This window comes from Actomonas aquatica (genome assembly GCF_019679435.2).
GTDB classification, from domain to species: Bacteria; Verrucomicrobiota; Verrucomicrobiia; order Opitutales; family Opitutaceae; genus Actomonas; species Actomonas aquatica.
On sequence record NZ_CP139781.1, the window covers coordinates 3,233,846 to 3,250,173 of the forward strand.

Consider the following 16,328-nt stretch of genomic DNA (forward strand, 5'->3'; position numbering starts at 1 on the left):
TCCTCTCCCCGCCGTCCTGTTCGTGTAGAAGGTTGAACCCATCACCTTCAACCACACTTCTGCATCATGTCTTCCGCCGACGCCTCCGACGCCCTCCCTCAGTTCCTCCTCCTCTTCCGCGAACCTAAAACCGATGCCCTGCCCCCCTCCCCGGAGGAGCTGCAGGCCCTCCTCGCCGAGTGGACCGCCTGGGCCGACCACGTCGGCGCCGAGGGCAAATACCACAGCGGCAACCCCCTCGAGGAAAGCGGCGCCGTCCTGCGCGGTCCCGCCGGCGAACACGTGACCGATGGCCCCTTCATCGAAGCCAAGGAATTCCTCGGCGGCTACTTCCTGATCAGCGCCGCCGACCTCAACGACGCGATCACCATCGCCCGCGGCTGTCCCGGTCTGCGTGACGGCATGTCCGTCGAGGTGCGCCCCATCCTCGCCCATTGAGCGACGACGCCCCTCCCGCGGTCTCGCGCAGCCAGCGCCTGCTGGCCCACCTCTTTCGGCACGAATACGGCCGCTTGGTGGCGGTGCTCACCCGCCACCTCGGCCCCGCTCAGCTCGCCCTGGCCGAAGACGTTGTTTCCGACGCCCTCCTGCGCGCCGCCCAATCCTGGCCCTATCACGGCATCCCGCCCTCGCCCATCGCCTGGCTGCTCACCACCGCCCGGCACCGCGCGACCGACCTCTGCCGCCGCGACCAACGCTGGCAGCGCAACGAAGCCGCCATCATCACTCACCTCGAACAACTGTGCGCCCAGGTCCAACTGGCACCGACTGCCGTATTCGAAGAGGAACTACAGGATGCCACCCTGCGCATGATGTTTGTCTGCTGTGATCCGGGCCTCTCCCCCGCGGCGTCCGTCGCCCTCATCCTCAAGACGCTGGCCGGCTTCAGCGAAGCCGAGATCGCCGCGGCCTACCTGCAACCCCGCGACACCATCGCCAAACGCCTCGTGCGCGCCCGCCGCCAACTACGGGAGCATCCGCCCGCCTTCGAGCTACCGCCCCCGGCCGAACTTACGACCCGCACCGGCGCCGTGCTGCACGCGCTCTACCTCCTGTTCAGCGAAGGCTACTGCGCCTCCACCGGCGACCAAACCATTCGCGCCGACCTCTGCGCCGAGGCCCGCCGCCTGCTCGCCGCCCTTCGGCAGGCGCCCTGTGGCCAGACCCCCGCCGCCGCCGCGTTGGCCGCATTGTTCTGTTTTCACTCCGCCCGCCTCACCGCCCGCACCGACCTCGACGGCACCCCGCTGCTGCTCGCCGATCAGGACCGTCGCCTATGGGACCAGACACTCATTCACGAAGGCAGGCGACACCCTCACCCGCTATCACTGCGAAGCCGGCATCGCCGCCTGCCACTGCCTCGCGCTGACCTTTGCGCAGACCGACTGGCCGCAGATCATTCGTCTCTACCGTCAGTTTGCTACCATCGCGCCGTCGCCTCTGGTCACCCTCAATCACGCCGTCGCCCTCACCGCCGGCGGCCAGGCCGCCACCGCCCGCCAACTGCTGGACGAAGGCATCGACCGCCAAGCCCTCGCGGCGCACCACCGCTACCACGCCGCCCGCGCCTACGCCTGGCACGACCACGATCCCGCCATCGCCCGCGCCGCCTACCAACGCGCCGTCGCCCTCGCGCCGTTGCCCGCCGAGCGCGAGGCCCTCCTCCGCCGACTGGATTCGCTGCCGCAAACCCCGTAGCTGCGTTTGAGCAAAGCGAAAACGTGGCCCACCCTGCCCCCCCCGCCTCGGCCCGCTCAGTCGATCGCGTCCTGGCTCTCCGGTTCGTGCGGGAACGGCGCAAACCACGCCAGCAGCACCGGCGGTATCGACGCCAACAATACAAAACCAAAGAAGGTCGAGTAGGTCTGGTCACACAGCGAATAGACCCAACCGCTCACCGACCCGGTCGACCAGCGCGTCATCGCCATCACCCCGGTCGCAAACGCATAGTGCGTCATCTTGAACGGCCCCGGCGCCACCTGCTGCATCATGTAAAGCATGTGCCCCACCGACCCCATGCCGAAGCCGAACTTTTCCAACGCCACCACCGCGCCAATCAAGACCACGTTGTCCGGCAGCGCCTGGCTCAGGTAGTAGTAGGTCACGTTCGGCACGTTCAGCACGAGCACCAGCAACACGAGCGAGCGTTTCAGCGTCATGCGCGCCACCAGAAACCCGCCCACAAACGCCCCCACGATGAAGGCGATCGTGCCCACCGTGCCGTTGATGTGACCCAACGCCGCGTTGTCCAAACCGAGCCCGCCCAGCGCTCGATCATCGAGCATGAACAGGGGTCCAAACTTCTCGATGAACCCTTCGCCAAAGCGGTAGAAAAACACCACCGCCAGCATCATCCAGATGTGCGGCTTCTGGAAAAAACTCGCCCACGACTCCGTCAACGCCGGCCACGCTGCCTTCATGCCCTGTCCCTGCAAAGGCGAGATCTGCCCCGTTGGCAGCGTGCGCAAATGCCACAGGCCAAACGCGCCCATCACCAGCCCCGTGCCGCCCATCACCAGAATCCAGCAATGCACCCACGACAACTGCAGGTCGTTGTGCAACCAGCCCGTGAGCGACACCAACAGACCCGACGCGATCACCGCGCCGAGATTCCAACACATGCCCTGCAAGCCCGCGTAACGCGCCTGATCCCGCACCGGCATCGTCGTCATGAACACGCCGTCCGCCACGATGTCCTGCGTCGCCGACGCAAACCCCACGATCCAGAAGAACGCCAGCGACGCCCGGAAGAAGCCTTCCAGCGGCAAACAGAACGCCACCGCGCCCAGGCCGAGCATCATGGTGAACTCCATCGAGATCACCCACCACCGCTTCGTTTTGAACGGCTCCAGAAACGGCGACCACAGCGGCTTGAGCACCCACGGCAGATACATCTGCGAGGTGTAGAGCGCGATCTCCTCATTCGAGACGCCGAGGTTCTTGTAGATGATGGCGGCGACCACACCGACCGTCACATTGGGCAAACCCATCGCCAAATACAGCGAGGGCACCCACGTAAGCGGGTGGCGGGGGGAACGAGCAGATTCAGACATGCGCGGGGGTTTTGATTTAACCCAAAACCTGCACGTAAATCCGCCCCCACCGCCAGCTCCAAGTCAGCTCCAACCTTAGGATGGCTCACCCCGTCCTCACCCGAACCCTCGCAAACACAGTCGACACGCCACCGCTCCTCTGAACGAATCTCCGCCTCAGGCTGGCCACCCGATTCGCGTTTCGCATGTCCGCATCACTTCCCCCGCCCTCCCGCCTCCGCCACCACTGGCTGTCCCGGCTGCTGCTTACCGGCCTCCTCGCCAGCCTGGTCTCCGCCCAGACCATCACCGTCCGCAACCTGCGCGACACCGGTCCCTCCGCCAACCGTCTGAACGTCGTCATCCTCGGCGACGGTTTCACCGGGGCCCAGGAGACCGCGTTCTTCAACGAGGCCACGTGGGCGCTCAGCGCCATCGTCAATGATCCCGCACTGCAGCCGTTCTACGAATATATCAACGCGACCGCCATCTTCACCGAGAGCGCCGAAGCCGGCACCCGCATCCCCGCCGAGAACCTGACCCCCGACACCTACTTCGGCGCCTCCTTCACCGACGGCGACGATTCCCGGTTGGTGTATATCCAAAACAGCGCCGGCCAATCCAAAGTCTACGACCTGCTGCTGCAGCACGTGCCGGACTACGACTACGTGGTGCTCTTGATCAACAGCACCCGCTACGGCGGCGCCGGAGGGTTTCCCATGACGGCCACCCTGCATTCGAGTTCCGCCGAAATCCTGCTCCACGAGAGCGGTCACAGCTTCGCGGGACTGACCGACGAATATGTCGACGAGGCCAACGCCGACTACTACCCGATTGCCGAATTCGCCAACAGCACTTCGAACCCCACCCGTGAATCGTTGCCGTGGCGCAAGTTCGTCGATGACGGCACCCCGATTCCCACCACCTCTTCGTTCAGCACCGCCATCACCAGCATCGGCGCGTATGAAGGCAGCCACTACCGCAGCACCGGCCAGTTCCGTCCCGTCTACGACTCCAAGATGCGCTCCCTCAACCGCCCGTGGGGCGCCGTCAACCTGCGCGCCTTCAGCGAGAGTGTTCACGCCCTCAACCTCGAACAGGCCACCGAACTCCCCGACATCATCAGCGAACCCGACCCGAGTCTCTACACCCCCGGAAGCCTCCTCTCCTTCTACGTCAACGCCTCCAGCCCCGGCCCACTCTCTTACCAATGGATCAAGGACGGCCGCTACCTGCCCGAAGCTCAGTCGCTCAGCCTCGATCTCGGCGTCGTCTCCGCCCTCGAATACGGCGTCTACACCGTGGAGATCACCAACGCCGTCGGCACCACCACCTCGCGAGCCATCGCACTGGACGCCAACGGTGCGCGCTTCCTCGAGGACGATCCGGCTCCCTCGGATCCCAATGGACGCCTCACCAACCTCTCGGTCCTCTCCATCGCCGGCTCCGGCGAGCAAACGCTCACCCTCGGCTTCGCCGTCGACAACGCCTTGGACGGCGCGACCAAACAACTGCTCGTCCGCGCCATCGGCCCTGGTCTCAGCCGCTTCGAGGTGCCCAACACCATTGGCGACCCGTTCCTCACCGTGGCCCCCCTCGGCTCCAGCACCAGCGAGACCAACGACAATTGGGGCGGCAGTTCCGAATTCGCCAACATCTTTGCCATGGTTGGCGCCTTCGCCCTCGAGGATGCCGCCAGCACCGACTCCGTTCTGCGCGTCACCGCACCCAAGCTGCCACACACCGCCCAAGTCAGCAACCGCCTCCTCAGCACGGGCCGCGCTCTGATTGAGGTTTACGATCTCGACGGTCTTTCCTCCCCGCGACTCGTCAACCTCTCCGCCCGCAGCGCGCTCAGCCCTGGTGCCCCCTCGCTCGTCGGCGGTTTTGTCTACGAGGGTTCGGCCCCCAAGCGTTTCTTGATTCGCGCCGTGGGACCGAGCTTGAGCCAGTTCAATATCGGCAACCCGCTGCCCGATCCCACGCTCACAATTCACTCCGCGTTGACCGGATCCGTCGTCGCGACCAACGACGACTGGAATGGCGACGACGCGCTGGCGGCGGCGTTCGATTCCGTGGGCGCGTTTGGCTTCAGCGACACCACCTCCGCCGACTCCGCCCTTATCATCGAATTGGCCAACGGCCCCTACACCGCGACGATTTCCCCCGCTCCCGGCAGCGACACGTCCGGCACGGTGTTGATCGAGGTTTACGAATTGCCCTGAGCGGCCTCCGCGCACTCCGCAAAAAACCGCCCGGTTTCACCGCGCGGTCGGGTCAAGCTGGCGTGCTCCTGCCGTCCTGTTCGCAGGACGGTTGAGGAGCCGCGCAGCTGGTGCATCACATCGACTCGGAGCAGCAACCGCTCAATCGATGCGCAGGTATTTTTCCGCCGGAATCTTGAAACGGTGCCCTGAGTCCAGATCCGTGAAAATGTGCCAGTGCGGATCGTCTGTCTTGTGCACCGCGACCTCTAGTTTTTGGCCCGGTTCGTAGTGGTATTCCGACGCGACCAAGACGTGGTCTTCATGTTCGATCGCTTCACCCAACTCGCCGCTGTGCGGCTCCTTAATTTCAATATGCCAGTGCATGGGAGGTATGGGGTTATGCCTTCCACTGGCTCTCACACGAAGGGCGGGGAGCCAGCTTCGGCGTTACGGGGGATGCCGCTGACCATGACCGCCCCCTGCGCCCACGTCGATTCCCCTCATCGCGCAGTTTCTGCCAAACAAAGCGCACCCCCTGCATCCTCCGGGAACCTCCCTCCCTCAAGGGAGTCGACTCCTCCCTTCGCCCACCTAATCCTCCCACCTCTTGCCGAGCTTCCCCCCGCCATCCGCTTCTTCTTCAACCCGCCGACGCCTCGTCGGACTGGTCGTGCTGCTGCTGCTCTTGGTCGGCGCGGGCTTCATGCTACTTCGCCCGCCGCCGCGTCCGGCCACGGCGTCCACTCCGGCCACCGACACCCCATCCGCCGACATCACCTCGGATCGTCCGGCCACGGGTGCCTCAGCACCCTCGCCCGCTCCGCTCGACTCGCCAGACGCATCCACCACCACGGTCGATCTCGCCACCGAATTGACGACCAACCTCCAACCCGGACGGATTGCCTTTCTCACGCTGTCCATCGATCCCACCGCCGGCACCGCCCAACTCACCGCCGCCCGCGGCTCCGCCGGACGCGCCAAAGCACTGCCCGTCCGGCCGCGGCCCGGTTACCTGCGCGTCGACGCGTTCGACGCGTCGGGTGCACTCACTTTTTCCGCCTCCGTGCCGGACCCAACCAATCGCCATCTCGAGCACCCCAGCGCCGAGGACCCCCACCAACTCACCACCACCGTAATCCGCGATCCGGACGCACCGCTGCACCTGCGCCTGCCCGGGGAATCCCAAGCCACCCGCCTCATTCTCTATCGCCTCTCCCCCGATGCGCCCTCCGCCACCGCGCCGTGGGCTCCTTTTGCCACCGTGACGCTTCCTCGCTCATGATCTCTCGTATTCCCGACGCCCTTCGCCTGCTGTTCCTCATTGGCCTGACCACCGCGTTCGCCTCCGCCCAGACCGCCACCGTGCGCAGCCTGCGTGACACCGGTCCCTCCGCCCAGCGCATCAATTTCGTCATCCTCGGCGATGGCTTCACCGCCGCTCAGGAAAACAGCTTCTTCACCGCCGCCGAAAACGCCGTAACCACCCTGCTCACCGACGAGGCCTTCGCCCCCTTCGCCGACCTCATCAACGCCACCGCCATCTTCACCGCCAGTGCCGAAGCCGGCACCACCATCCCGGCCGAGAACCTTGCCCCGGACACCTACTTCCGCAGCACCTTTTCCGAGGGTGAGTTCTCCCGCCTCGTTTACATCGACGACCCCACCGGCCGCGCCCGCGTCAACGACCTGCTCTTCACCCACACGCCCGACTACGACCACGTCGTGATGCTCGTAAATACCCCGCGCTACGGCGGCGGCGGCGGGTTCCCCCTCTGCGTCACCTTGCACGAAAGCACCGCTGGCGTGCTCCTCCACGAGAGCGGACACAGCTTCGCCGGTCTCGCCGACGAATACGTCGATGAGGAAATCGCCGACGACTACCCGCCCAACGAATACCCCAACAGCACCGCCGAAAACACCCGTGAACGCCTGCCCTGGCGCCGCTTCGTGAGCGACACCACGCCCGTCCCCACCACCGAAAGCTTCAGCACCGACATCTCCATCATCGGCGCCTTCGAAGGCAGCTACTACCGCAGCACCGGATATTACCGCCCCGTCTTCGCCTCCAAGATGCGCGACCACACGCAACCGTGGGGCGCCGTCAACCTCCGCGCCTTCGCCAACGCCGTGCACCAACTCGACCTCAACCAGGCCGAGCTGCCGCCCTTCGTGGCCAACCTCTCCGTGCCCGACAACTACACCCCCGGCTCCCCCCTCGTTCTCTCCGCCACCGCCCAGGGCGTCGGCCCCTTCACCTACCAGTGGACGAAGGACAACCGCTTCATCATCGGCCAAACCGACGCCGCCCTCAACCTCGGCAACGGCAGCCCGTCCACCTACGGCACCTACACCCTCGAGATCACCAACGCCGCCGGCACCACCCGCTCCCGCACGGTCATCGTCGACGCCTCCGGCGCACGTATCGAGGAACAGGATACAAGCGGCGTCGGCCGCCTTACCAACCTCTCGGTCCGCACCCTCGCCGGTCCGGCTTCCTCGCCCCTCACCCTCGGCTTCACCATCGACCAAGGCTCCGCCGGCGCGACCAAGGAGCTGCTCGTGCGCGCCGTCGGCCCCGGTCTCGCCATCTTCGAAGTGGCCAACTACCTCGGCGACCCGCAGCTCTCCATCGGTGCCCTCGGCAGCAGTGACCCGCGCGTGCGGAACGACAACTGGGGCGGAGACGCCGCACTCAGCGACGCCTTCACGCGCGTCGGCGCCTTCCCCCTCGACGACCCCGACAGCGGCGACGCCGCCGTGCTGCTCTCCGCCCTGCAACGCCCGCACACCGCCCAAGTCACCAGCACCCTCGAAGGCATCTCCGGTATCACTTTGGTGGAAGTCTACGACACCGAAGACCAAGCCTCCCCGCGCTTGGTCAACCTCTCCGCGCGGGCCGCCATCGATCCCATCAACCCGATCCTCGTCGCCGGCTTCGTCTACGCGGGCGACGCGCCGAAACGTTTCCTCATCCGCGCCATCGGCCCAGGACTCGCGACCTACCACGTGCCCGACTTGCTCGAGGATCCGCAGCTGGTGGTTCGCTCTCTCACCACCGGCCAGATCGTCGCCGCCAACGACAACTGGGCCGGCTCCGACGAACTCGCCGCCGCCTTCGCCGCCGTCGGCGCCTTCCCGCTGACCGATCCCGATTCGACCGATGCCGCCCTCATCATCGAACTCGAGAGCGGCCCCTACACCGCCACCGTTTCGCCCACCGCCTTCGGCTTCGGCACCGTGCTCGTCGAAGTTTACGAACTGCCCTGAGTCGGCGCCGGCGTGAGCCGGTTGAGCCAGCGCACCAAACCTGCCTGCAACACCGCGCCCACCGCCACCACGAGCATCACCAGCCACGGGCCGCTCACCTGCACCACCCAACCCATCGCGGCCGGCACCACCGCGCCGCCCACGTAAGCCGCGCCGATCTGCCGCCCGATCACCGGCTGCACCGCGTCCGGCGCAAACCGCCGCGGCACTTCGTGCATCATCGTCGGATACACCGGCGCAAAGCCCAGCCCCAGGATCAACACCGCCACCATCAGCCCCCCCGTGCCCACCGGCAGACACAAGCCCACGCCCCCCGCGATCGCCAACAGCGTGCCCGCCACCAACACCCGCCGGTTGCCCAGTCGATCCACCACAAAACCCACCGCAATCCGCCCCCCCGTGATCGCGCCAAAATACAACGACACCGCCAACCCCGCCGTGCCCACGCTCACCTCGCGCGCCACCACCAGGTAGGTCGCCACCCACAGGCCCGCGCTCATTTCGATCGCCACATACAGCGCAAAAATCACCGCACTCAGCCACCCCGCCACCGAGTTGGCCGGCATCGTCGGCACCGCCCTGCCGCCCGCCGTCGCCGCCTCTTCCGCCGAGCGCGTCGGCACCGCCTTCCACCAACTCAACGTTGCCAAAAACACCGCCGCCAAAACCAACTGCGCACTGCCGATCAGCGTGTAGCCGAGTCGCCATCCGCCGTCGCGCTCCACCACCTGCGCCATCGCCAGCGGTCCCACCGTCGCGCCGATTCCCCAACACGCGTGCAACCAGTTCATGTGTCGCCCGCTGTAGTGCCGCGCCACATACCCGTTGAGCCCGGCATCCACCGCGCCCGCGCCCAACCCCAGCGGCACCGCCACCACCAGAAGCCATACCACGTGCGGCGCGTGCGCGATGCCCAACAACGCCCCGCCCGTCATGATGCCACTGACCAGCACGACCGGCCCCTCGCCCAGCCGTTTGATCACCGCCCCGCTGCCAAAGCTCGACCCGGCCGAAAACAAGGTCAGCCACAACATCAACGGCCCCGCCAAGCCCAGCGCCAGCCCCAGGTCACCATGCATCCGCGGCCACGCCACGCCCAGCGTGCCATCCGGCAACCCCAGACTCACAAAGCCCAGATAAATCACCGGCAAAAGCCAACGTGCTGCCCGTTTTGCATCCATTCCCCCAGCCTGCCACGTGCACCCCGTTGCTTCCAAGCCTGACAATTTCTTACAACTGCCTGACAACTCCTCCCCGCCCCTCTGCTAGAGTCGCCCCCTCCATGCTCGACCGCCCGTTCCGCTTTCTCTGCCGCCTGCTCGCGACCACCGTCGTCGCCAGCACCGTCGGCCTGCACGGCGCCGAGCTTCAGCTCGAGCTCAGCTCCGAACGCGGATTCTACCCCGAGGCCACCGAATCCGAAATCTTCGTCGCCGCCCGGATCCTCCCGCCTCCCGCCCCCGCCAACGCCCGCCCCGCCCCGCGCAACCTCGCCCTCGTGCTCGATGTGTCCGGCTCCATGGCCGGTGAACCCATCCAAGCCCTGCGCACCGCCACCCTCGCCACCCTCGACCGCCTGCAGGATCACGAAACCCTCGCCGTCGTCGCGTTCGGCTCCGAGGTCTCCACGCCGCTGCCCGCGACCCGCGTCGACCAAGCGCGCACCCAAACCGACGCCCTCACCCAGCTCGAACCCGCCGGCGGCGCCGCCCTCTACGACGCCCTCAACCAAGGCGCCGCCCAACTCCGCCGCTTCGCCACCCCCACCACGCGCGATGAACTCATCCTGCTCGTCGATGGTCCACCCACCCGCGGCCCCCGCGAGGCCGACGACTTTCTGCGCCTCGCCAGCGCCCTCGCCCGCGAGGGCATCCGCCTCACCACCATCGGTCTCGGCGCCGACTTCGATGAAGACCTGCTCGCCGCCCTCGCCCGCACCGGCGGTGGCCGCTTCCTCTACGCGCCCACCCCCGCCGACCTCCAGTCCACGCTCGCCCAGGCCGTCACCACCTCGACCGCCACCGCGCCCGTCGCCCGCGACCTCACGCTCACCCTCACCTTCAAACCCTACTTCAATACCCTCAACCCCCACGGTCGCATTCCCGCCGAGTCCACTCCCACGCAACTCACCTACTCCCTGCCCGACCTCGCCCCCGGCCAGCCCGTTGCCTTGCTCGCATCCGCCACCATCTGGAACGCCTACGCCGCCGTCGGCCACCAACCCGCCGCCGTCACCGCCCAACTCACCTGGCGCGATCTCAACGCCCCGGCCGACGCTCCCGCCCGCACCACCTCCGCCGACCTTGACCTCCGATTCAGCGCCGACGCCCGCACCGTAAAGGAATCGACCCACGACGAAACCTTCCGCCTCGCCGTCGACACGCTCATCACCGACGGCCTGCAGGACGCCATCGGCCACATCGACGACGGCGATTTCAACCGCGCCCAACGCACCCTGCGCCGCACCCGCACTCGCGTGCACGACCTCGCCGTCACCCGCGAAGACGACGCCATCGCCGCCCGCCTCGTCGCCCTCGACACCTACCTCGCCGAAGTCGCCGCCCGCGGCCTCAACCAACTCGATCGCAAAATCCTGCGCTCCGGTCTCTCCAACGCCTTCGCCCCGCCCGCCGCGGACGACGACAACGAGGACGCTCCCCGCTGACCATGCCCCCCTCGCGCACGCGCTTCCGGCAGGTTCTACCGTGGCTGATCCTCAGCCTCCTCGCCGTTGGCGCCGTCATCGCGCTGGCCCTGCTCCACTTCACCACCACCAGAACGCTGCACGACGAAGGTAACCGCGCCCGCGACAGCGCTGCTGCCGAGTTCGAACAACGCGCCACTCAATACCTGCGCACCACCCGCCTCGCCGTCTTGGCCGAGTTGATCGCCTTCCACGAGGAAGGCCTCGCCTACGCCTTGGAGCGCTGGAACGAATCCAACGAAGTCGTCGTGGACACCTTCCTTCTCCCCCCCGGCGAACGCGTTCCCGCGCACATCGATGCCCACTCGCACGAGATTGAAGTCAAACCCCTGACCGCTCTTCCCGACCTGCCGAGCGACCTCGGCTACCAGGACGAGAACCTCGAAAACATCCGCTACGCGGGCCGCACCGCCCACCCCATCGCCGGCTTCGCCGCGTCCCGCGAGGACCCGGATGCCCCTTGGGTCATCTGGTATCGCGCCGGCCCCAGCGAACCGATCCGTGGTGCCATGGTGGATACAACCCCGATCATGGCCGAGCTGCAGACGCTGTTGCCCGACCCCACCGTCGCCCACGTCGACTCCCTCTACCACCGCCTCGAACCCAACCTAAAACTGCCGGGGTTCCCCGCCCGCAACTTCGGGTTCTCGCTGGGCACCCTGGCGCAGAACCGACTGGAAACGGCCAACCACATCGGCCTCGTCGCCGGCCTCCTCCTCGCCGGCCTCATCACCGGCGTCGCCCTGCTCGTGCGCCAAAGCCAACGCAACACCCGCGACGCCCTGCGTAAAACCACCTTCGTCTCACTCGTCTCCCACGAGCTGCGCACCCCCATCACCTCCATCCGCATGTTCGCCGACATGCTGGCCGACCCCGCCCTCCCCGCCGCCAAACGCGAAAAATTCACCGCCACCATCCAACGCGAATCCACCCGCCTCGGTCACCTCATCGAACGCCTGCTCGCCTTCAACGCCCTCGAAAAAGGTCTGCCCCCGCCGCCCCGGCACCCCGTCGAACTCACCGCCCTCATCCGCGAAACCATCGACACCGCCACCCCGCCCCTCACCGCCGCCGGCCTCACCCCTGAGCTCACCCTGCCCACCACCCCCGTCACCCTCGCCACCGACGCCGAGACCGTGCGCCAGGCCCTGCTCAACCTGCTCGACAACGCCGCCAAATACGCCCCGTCGTCCGGCCCCCTGCGTATCCAACTTTCCACGACCGACGTCCACGCCACCCTCACTGTCACTGACCAGGGGCCCGGTGTCCCCTTCTCCCAGCGCGAGCGCATCTTCGAAGCCTTTGTCCAGGGTCACGACCGCCTCACCGACAAACAACCCGGCCTCGGTCTCGGCCTCGCGCTCTCCCGCGCCGCTCTGCGCACCATCGGCGGCGACCTCACCGTTGCCCCCAATTTTCCCGCCGATCTCCCCGGAGCCACCTTCACCATCCGGCTGCCCCTCGCATGACCCCGCCTCCCACCCGCCACGTCCTCATCGTCGAAGACGACGAAGCCATTCGCGAAGCCCTCACCGCCGCGCTCGAACTCGACGGCCACCGCACCAGCGCCGCCGCCACCGGACCGGCCGGCGTGGAACTCGCCACCACCCAGCGCTTCGACCTCATCCTGCTCGATCTTATGCTGCCCGGTCTCAGCGGCTACGACGTCTGCCGCCGCATCCGCGAACACGACCGCGACGTGCCCATCCTCATGGTCACCGCCAAAGCCGACGAAATCGACAAAGTGCTCGGCCTCGAACTCGGCGCCGACGACTACATCACCAAACCCTTCGGCACCCGCGAACTCCTCGCCCGCGTCCACGTCGCCCTGCGCCGCAGCGACCGCCGCGCCGAGCTCGTCGCGTCTCCGCCCGATCCCAGCCAGACGCCCCAGCCGACGTCCACGACCGACACCTTCGCCTTCGCCCACGCCACCATCGACCGCAAACGCTTCACCGCCCGCCGCGACGACGGTTCCAGCACGGAACTCTCGGCCAAGGAACTGCACCTCATCGAGTGCTTCCAAGCGCACCGCGGCGAAGTCCTCTCGCGCGAAGCGCTGCTCAACACGGTCTGGGGCGTCGACTACCTCGGCACCACCCGCACCCTCGACCAGCACCTCGCTCAAGTGCGCAAAAAAGTCGAAGACCCCGATCGTCCCAAGACCCTCAAAACGATCCACGGCATCGGCTACCAATACCTCGCATGAGCCCCAACGGGGCTCCCCCTCTTTCTCTTTCGTCTTTATCTTTCTCTTTATCCCCACCGGCCGAACCCCGCTCGCCTACCGAACGCGGCGACACTCCGTGTCGTCAGAGAAAGATAAAGATAAAGACGAAAGAGAAAGAGGCTCAGCCGCCCTTCCAGGTGTAGCAGCGGCCGTCTCGGCCGCTCCCCCCTGCCCCTCCGGCCGCTAGCGCGAGCAAGCTCGCAGCCTACAGTTCGTATTCGAACCCTCCTCGGAAGCCGCGCCCTCAGACCCGCTTCCCCCTCCACCGAACGCGGGCGACACGCCCGCGGCTACATTCCCCCATCCAAGTGTAGCCGCGGCCGTCTCGGCCGCTCCCCCCTGCCCCACCGCCCCACCACAACCCAACCCCTCACCACATGTTCGTAATACGAACATTCACCGTAACACTCTATGAATAAGTTACTTATCATCCATTGTTCGTATTACGAACATGTGGTGGGCGCGTTTTGGGGCGGCTTGCGAGGGTGCGAGGGAGGAAGGGCGGGGAGGCCGGTTGCGCTCTGCTGCCGGGGTGGGCCGCGGGAACGCGGGTTAGGGCCTGCCAGGGAAAGCCCCAGGCTTTTGTCGAGTTGCGCGGATCCAGGCGCGCTTAGCCCATGGGACTGCAGATCTCGATGAGGTGACCGTCGGGGTCACGCACGTAGGCCACCATTTGTCCCCACGGTTTGGATACGGGGGCCGTAAACGCCTCCGCTCCGCTGGCCACGGCATGGGCAAAGGCCGCCTCCACTTCCGTCGTGACGAAACCGATTTCCACGCCCTGCGGTGCTGCGCCGCGCGCCGGCATCGCGGGCGCTTGGCCCAGCACGTCCTCCGCCTGCGCCTGACTCACCAGACCCAACTTGGTCGAGCCGGTATCGAGCTCGCCGTAAGCCTTGTCTCCCTCCACGTGCAACATCGTGCGCGTGAGCCCAAACGCCGTTTCGTAGAACGCCATCGAGGCGGCGGCATCACGCACATAGAGAAGAATGTATCCGAGGGAGAGAGAAGGAGCACTCATGGTGCCTCGAACGCTGCCGCACGGCCCCCATTCGGTCCACTCCCATTCCCGCTTTCTGACAATCCACTGACACCTTTGCACAAACTCTTACCTCCCTCTGACAACGACCACGCGGAGTCCCGGTAGAGTGGGGGCGTAGTCGAGGTCCTCCTGACCTCACCCCTTCTCCCCTCAACTCCCGCATTCCTATGAAGCTCCCCTTCCTCCGCCAAGTCACTGCCACGACGCTCGCTGCTTTATTGACCTGTCCTGCTCCCGCCCTCCTCGCGCAAACCGCTTCGCCGCCTCCGGCAGACGAAGAGGACGAGGAGCTCATCATTCTATCGCCTTTCATGGTATCGGCCGGCAGCGGGGGTAGCTACGCCGCCACATCAACGCTCGCAGGTTCCAGCATGGGTGCCACCGCCGGTGGCGCGCAGGACATCAACTACTTCCGCTCCGGCGCCGGTCGCGGAGAGGTGCCGCACCCGGATACCATCACCGCCGAAGGGCTCTTCTCCGAATACGATCTGCCGCTCGACCTCGGACACACCTCGCCCGAACTTTTTGTCGTGCAAGCCGCCGCCGCGCCCGCGCGCTTTGAGGTCCTGCCCGAGGTCACCCACCTGGCCCAACTCGGCTTCAGCTCCGGCCTCGCCGCCGCCACGTGGGAACGGGCCCCGCTCAACCTCGTCGCCGTGATCGATAAGTCCGGCTCGATGGCCGGCCACCCGTTGGACCTCGTGCGCCAGAGCCTGCAACAGGTGCTGCGGCAACTCGGTCCCGGCGACCAATTGAGCATCGTGCTCTACGGCGACCGCGCTCACGTCCACCAACCCGTTACGCGCGTCGCGGCCCACACGCGCCATCTGCTTGAACGCGCGATCCGCTCCATCCGCTCGAACGGCTCGACCAACATGGAGGAGGGACTGCAGGTCGGCTATCAGGTGGCGCGGGAGTCCGCCCGCGATTTCGCCGGCACCACTCGCGTGATGCTCTTCACCGACGAGCGCCCGAACGTCGGCGACACCTCGCCGGAAAGTTTTATGGGTATGGCGCGCGCCGCTTCGACCGACGGCATCGGCCTCACCACCATCGGCGTGGGCGTGCACTTTGGCACCGCGCTGGCCGAGCAACTCTCCAGCGTGCGCGGCGGCAACTTGTTCTTCTTCCCCGACGAAGCGGAAATGCTGACCACCTTCACCGAGGACTTCGACACCATGGTCACGGAGCTCGCTCACGACTTCTCCGTGCGCATCCGCCCGGCGCGCGGCTTCCGCATCGCCGGCGTGTTTGGACTGCCCGCCGACCTGCTCCGCTGGGAAGGCAACGACCTCGTGTTTACGGTGAACACGATCTTCCTCAGCAAGCGCAAGGGCGGCATCTACTTCGCCCTCAGCCACGAGGGCGAAAAGGCGCGCGGTTACTTGCCGGCTAGCCCTGCCCGCCCCGGCGACCGCGTGGCCCAGATCGACTTCAGCTACTCCGAAACCGAAGCCGGGCGCACCGTGCGCGCCCAGTCTGACGTGCGCCTACAGCACCCTCGCGATCTGCAGGCCGGACTCACCCGCGGTCGCGCGCTCGTCGACGAATTTCTCACCCTGCGCCGTGCGGCCTCCGCGCACCTCTTCGACAACGACCAGGAAACCGCCTTCCAACTCACCGCCGACCTCGTGCGCCGCCTCGAACGCATCGACGACCCAGCGCTCGACCCCGAACGCACCCTCGCCGCCAACGTGCACCAGACCTTCGCCGAGCTCTCCGGCAATACTGTCGAACTGATTTGCGGTCTGTCGATTGAGGTCATCGACGAGGTCGACGATGACGGCATGCCCCACCGCGAGGTGCCGGTCGACAACCTCACCGGACTGCCTTCCCGCCGCTGAGA

13 protein-coding genes and 1 pseudogene are annotated in these 16,328 nt (G+C 66.6%); 10 read left to right on the plus strand and 4 right to left on the minus strand.

The genetic code is table 11. From position 1 onward, the window contains the following. The first annotated feature begins 66 nt into the window (after window positions 1-66). From K1X11_RS12715 to K1X11_RS12720, 3 genes and pseudogenes are all read left to right on the plus strand, one after another. On the plus strand, window positions 67-438 hold the full coding sequence (locus K1X11_RS12715; RefSeq protein WP_221032792.1) for a YciI family protein: 372 nt from the start codon (window positions 67-69) through the stop codon (window positions 436-438). Further along, window positions 435-1,253: pseudogene (locus K1X11_RS23510) on the plus strand (RNA polymerase sigma factor); the annotation flags it as partial. The gene K1X11_RS12715 and the pseudogene K1X11_RS23510, both read left to right, overlap by 4 nt. Then, a complete protein-coding gene (locus tag K1X11_RS12720) occupies window positions 1,156-1,698 on the plus strand; it encodes an RNA polymerase sigma factor (RefSeq protein ID WP_221032791.1) in 543 nt (180 codons plus the stop codon). The pseudogene K1X11_RS23510 and the gene K1X11_RS12720, both read left to right, overlap by 98 nt. A gap of 56 nt (window positions 1,699-1,754) precedes the next feature. Here K1X11_RS12720 and K1X11_RS12725 read toward each other — a convergent pair whose 3' ends face one another. Beyond that, the gene (locus K1X11_RS12725; protein ID WP_221032790.1) at window positions 1,755-3,053 is read right to left on the minus strand and encodes an MFS transporter; all 1,299 of its coding nucleotides are present in this window, start codon (window positions 3,051-3,053) and stop codon (window positions 1,755-1,757) included. Between the two features lie 185 nt (window positions 3,054-3,238). Between K1X11_RS12725 and K1X11_RS12730 the strand changes: the two genes are divergently transcribed. Beyond that, complete coding sequence (locus tag K1X11_RS12730; protein WP_221032789.1) at window positions 3,239-5,257, plus strand: M64 family metallopeptidase; 2,019 nt, start codon at window positions 3,239-3,241, stop codon at window positions 5,255-5,257. A 141-nt stretch (window positions 5,258-5,398) separates the two neighbouring features. On the opposite strand, the gene K1X11_RS12735 is transcribed toward K1X11_RS12730, so the two are convergent. Then, window positions 5,399-5,623, minus strand: a complete 225-nt coding sequence (locus K1X11_RS12735; RefSeq protein WP_221032788.1) for a hypothetical protein — start codon at window positions 5,621-5,623, stop codon at window positions 5,399-5,401. 223 nt (window positions 5,624-5,846) lie between these two features. Here K1X11_RS12735 and K1X11_RS12740 point away from each other — a divergent pair, with 223 nt between their 5' ends. Further along, on the plus strand, window positions 5,847-6,521 hold the full coding sequence (locus K1X11_RS12740) for a hypothetical protein (protein ID WP_221032787.1): 675 nt from the start codon (window positions 5,847-5,849) through the stop codon (window positions 6,519-6,521). Further along, window positions 6,518-8,506, plus strand: coding sequence for a M64 family metallopeptidase (locus tag K1X11_RS12745; RefSeq protein WP_221032786.1), 1,989 nt, complete (start codon window positions 6,518-6,520; stop codon window positions 8,504-8,506). Before K1X11_RS12740 ends, K1X11_RS12745 begins: the two co-directional genes overlap by 4 nt. On the opposite strand, the gene K1X11_RS12750 is transcribed toward K1X11_RS12745, so the two are convergent. Further along, a complete protein-coding gene (locus K1X11_RS12750) occupies window positions 8,491-9,651 on the minus strand; it encodes an MFS transporter (RefSeq protein WP_221032785.1) in 1,161 nt (386 codons plus the stop codon). The two genes, K1X11_RS12745 and K1X11_RS12750, sit on opposite strands and share 16 nt — an antisense overlap. A gap of 137 nt (window positions 9,652-9,788) precedes the next feature. On the opposite strand from K1X11_RS12750, the gene K1X11_RS12755 reads away from it, so the two are divergent. From K1X11_RS12755 to K1X11_RS12765, 3 genes are read left to right on the plus strand one after another with little or no spacing between them, the layout of a single operon-like run. Next, window positions 9,789-11,171 carry a vWA domain-containing protein gene (locus K1X11_RS12755; protein WP_221032784.1) on the plus strand — a complete coding sequence of 461 codons (1,383 nt, stop codon included), beginning with the start codon at window positions 9,789-9,791 and terminating at the stop codon, window positions 11,169-11,171. A gap of 2 nt (window positions 11,172-11,173) precedes the next feature. After that, complete coding sequence (locus K1X11_RS12760; RefSeq protein ID WP_221032783.1) at window positions 11,174-12,679, plus strand: sensor histidine kinase; 1,506 nt, start codon at window positions 11,174-11,176, stop codon at window positions 12,677-12,679. Beyond that, a complete protein-coding gene (locus K1X11_RS12765) occupies window positions 12,676-13,419 on the plus strand; it encodes a response regulator transcription factor (protein ID WP_221032782.1) in 744 nt (247 codons plus the stop codon). The genes K1X11_RS12760 and K1X11_RS12765 overlap by 4 nt, the downstream gene beginning before the upstream one ends. Before the next feature lie 631 nt (window positions 13,420-14,050). Here K1X11_RS12765 and K1X11_RS12770 read toward each other — a convergent pair. Next, window positions 14,051-14,461, minus strand: a complete 411-nt coding sequence (locus K1X11_RS12770; protein ID WP_221032781.1) for a VOC family protein — start codon at window positions 14,459-14,461, stop codon at window positions 14,051-14,053. Between the two features lie 188 nt (window positions 14,462-14,649). On the opposite strand from K1X11_RS12770, the gene K1X11_RS12775 reads away from it, so the two are divergent. After that, on the plus strand, window positions 14,650-16,326 hold the full coding sequence (locus K1X11_RS12775; protein WP_221032780.1) for a VWA domain-containing protein: 1,677 nt from the start codon (window positions 14,650-14,652) through the stop codon (window positions 16,324-16,326). Window positions 16,327-16,328: the final 2 nt, after the last annotated feature.

Coding starts and splice junctions, on each gene's coding strand:
- K1X11_RS12715 (WP_221032792.1), top strand. CDS start 67: ATGTCTTCCGCCGACGCCTCCGACGCCCTCCCTCAGTTCCTCCTCCTC.
- K1X11_RS12725 (WP_221032790.1), bottom strand. CDS start 3,053: ATGTCTGAATCTGCTCGTTCCCCCCGCCACCCGCTTACGTGGGTGCCC.
- K1X11_RS12730 (WP_221032789.1), top strand. CDS start 3,239: ATGTCCGCATCACTTCCCCCGCCCTCCCGCCTCCGCCACCACTGGCTG.
- K1X11_RS12735 (WP_221032788.1), bottom strand. CDS start 5,623: ATGCACTGGCATATTGAAATTAAGGAGCCGCACAGCGGCGAGTTGGGT.
- K1X11_RS12745 (WP_221032786.1), top strand. CDS start 6,518: ATGATCTCTCGTATTCCCGACGCCCTTCGCCTGCTGTTCCTCATTGGC.
- K1X11_RS12755 (WP_221032784.1), top strand. CDS start 9,789: ATGCTCGACCGCCCGTTCCGCTTTCTCTGCCGCCTGCTCGCGACCACC.
- K1X11_RS12760 (WP_221032783.1), top strand. CDS start 11,174: ATGCCCCCCTCGCGCACGCGCTTCCGGCAGGTTCTACCGTGGCTGATC.
- K1X11_RS12765 (WP_221032782.1), top strand. CDS start 12,676: ATGACCCCGCCTCCCACCCGCCACGTCCTCATCGTCGAAGACGACGAA.
- K1X11_RS12770 (WP_221032781.1), bottom strand. CDS start 14,461: ATGAGTGCTCCTTCTCTCTCCCTCGGATACATTCTTCTCTATGTGCGT.
- K1X11_RS12775 (WP_221032780.1), top strand. CDS start 14,650: ATGAAGCTCCCCTTCCTCCGCCAAGTCACTGCCACGACGCTCGCTGCT.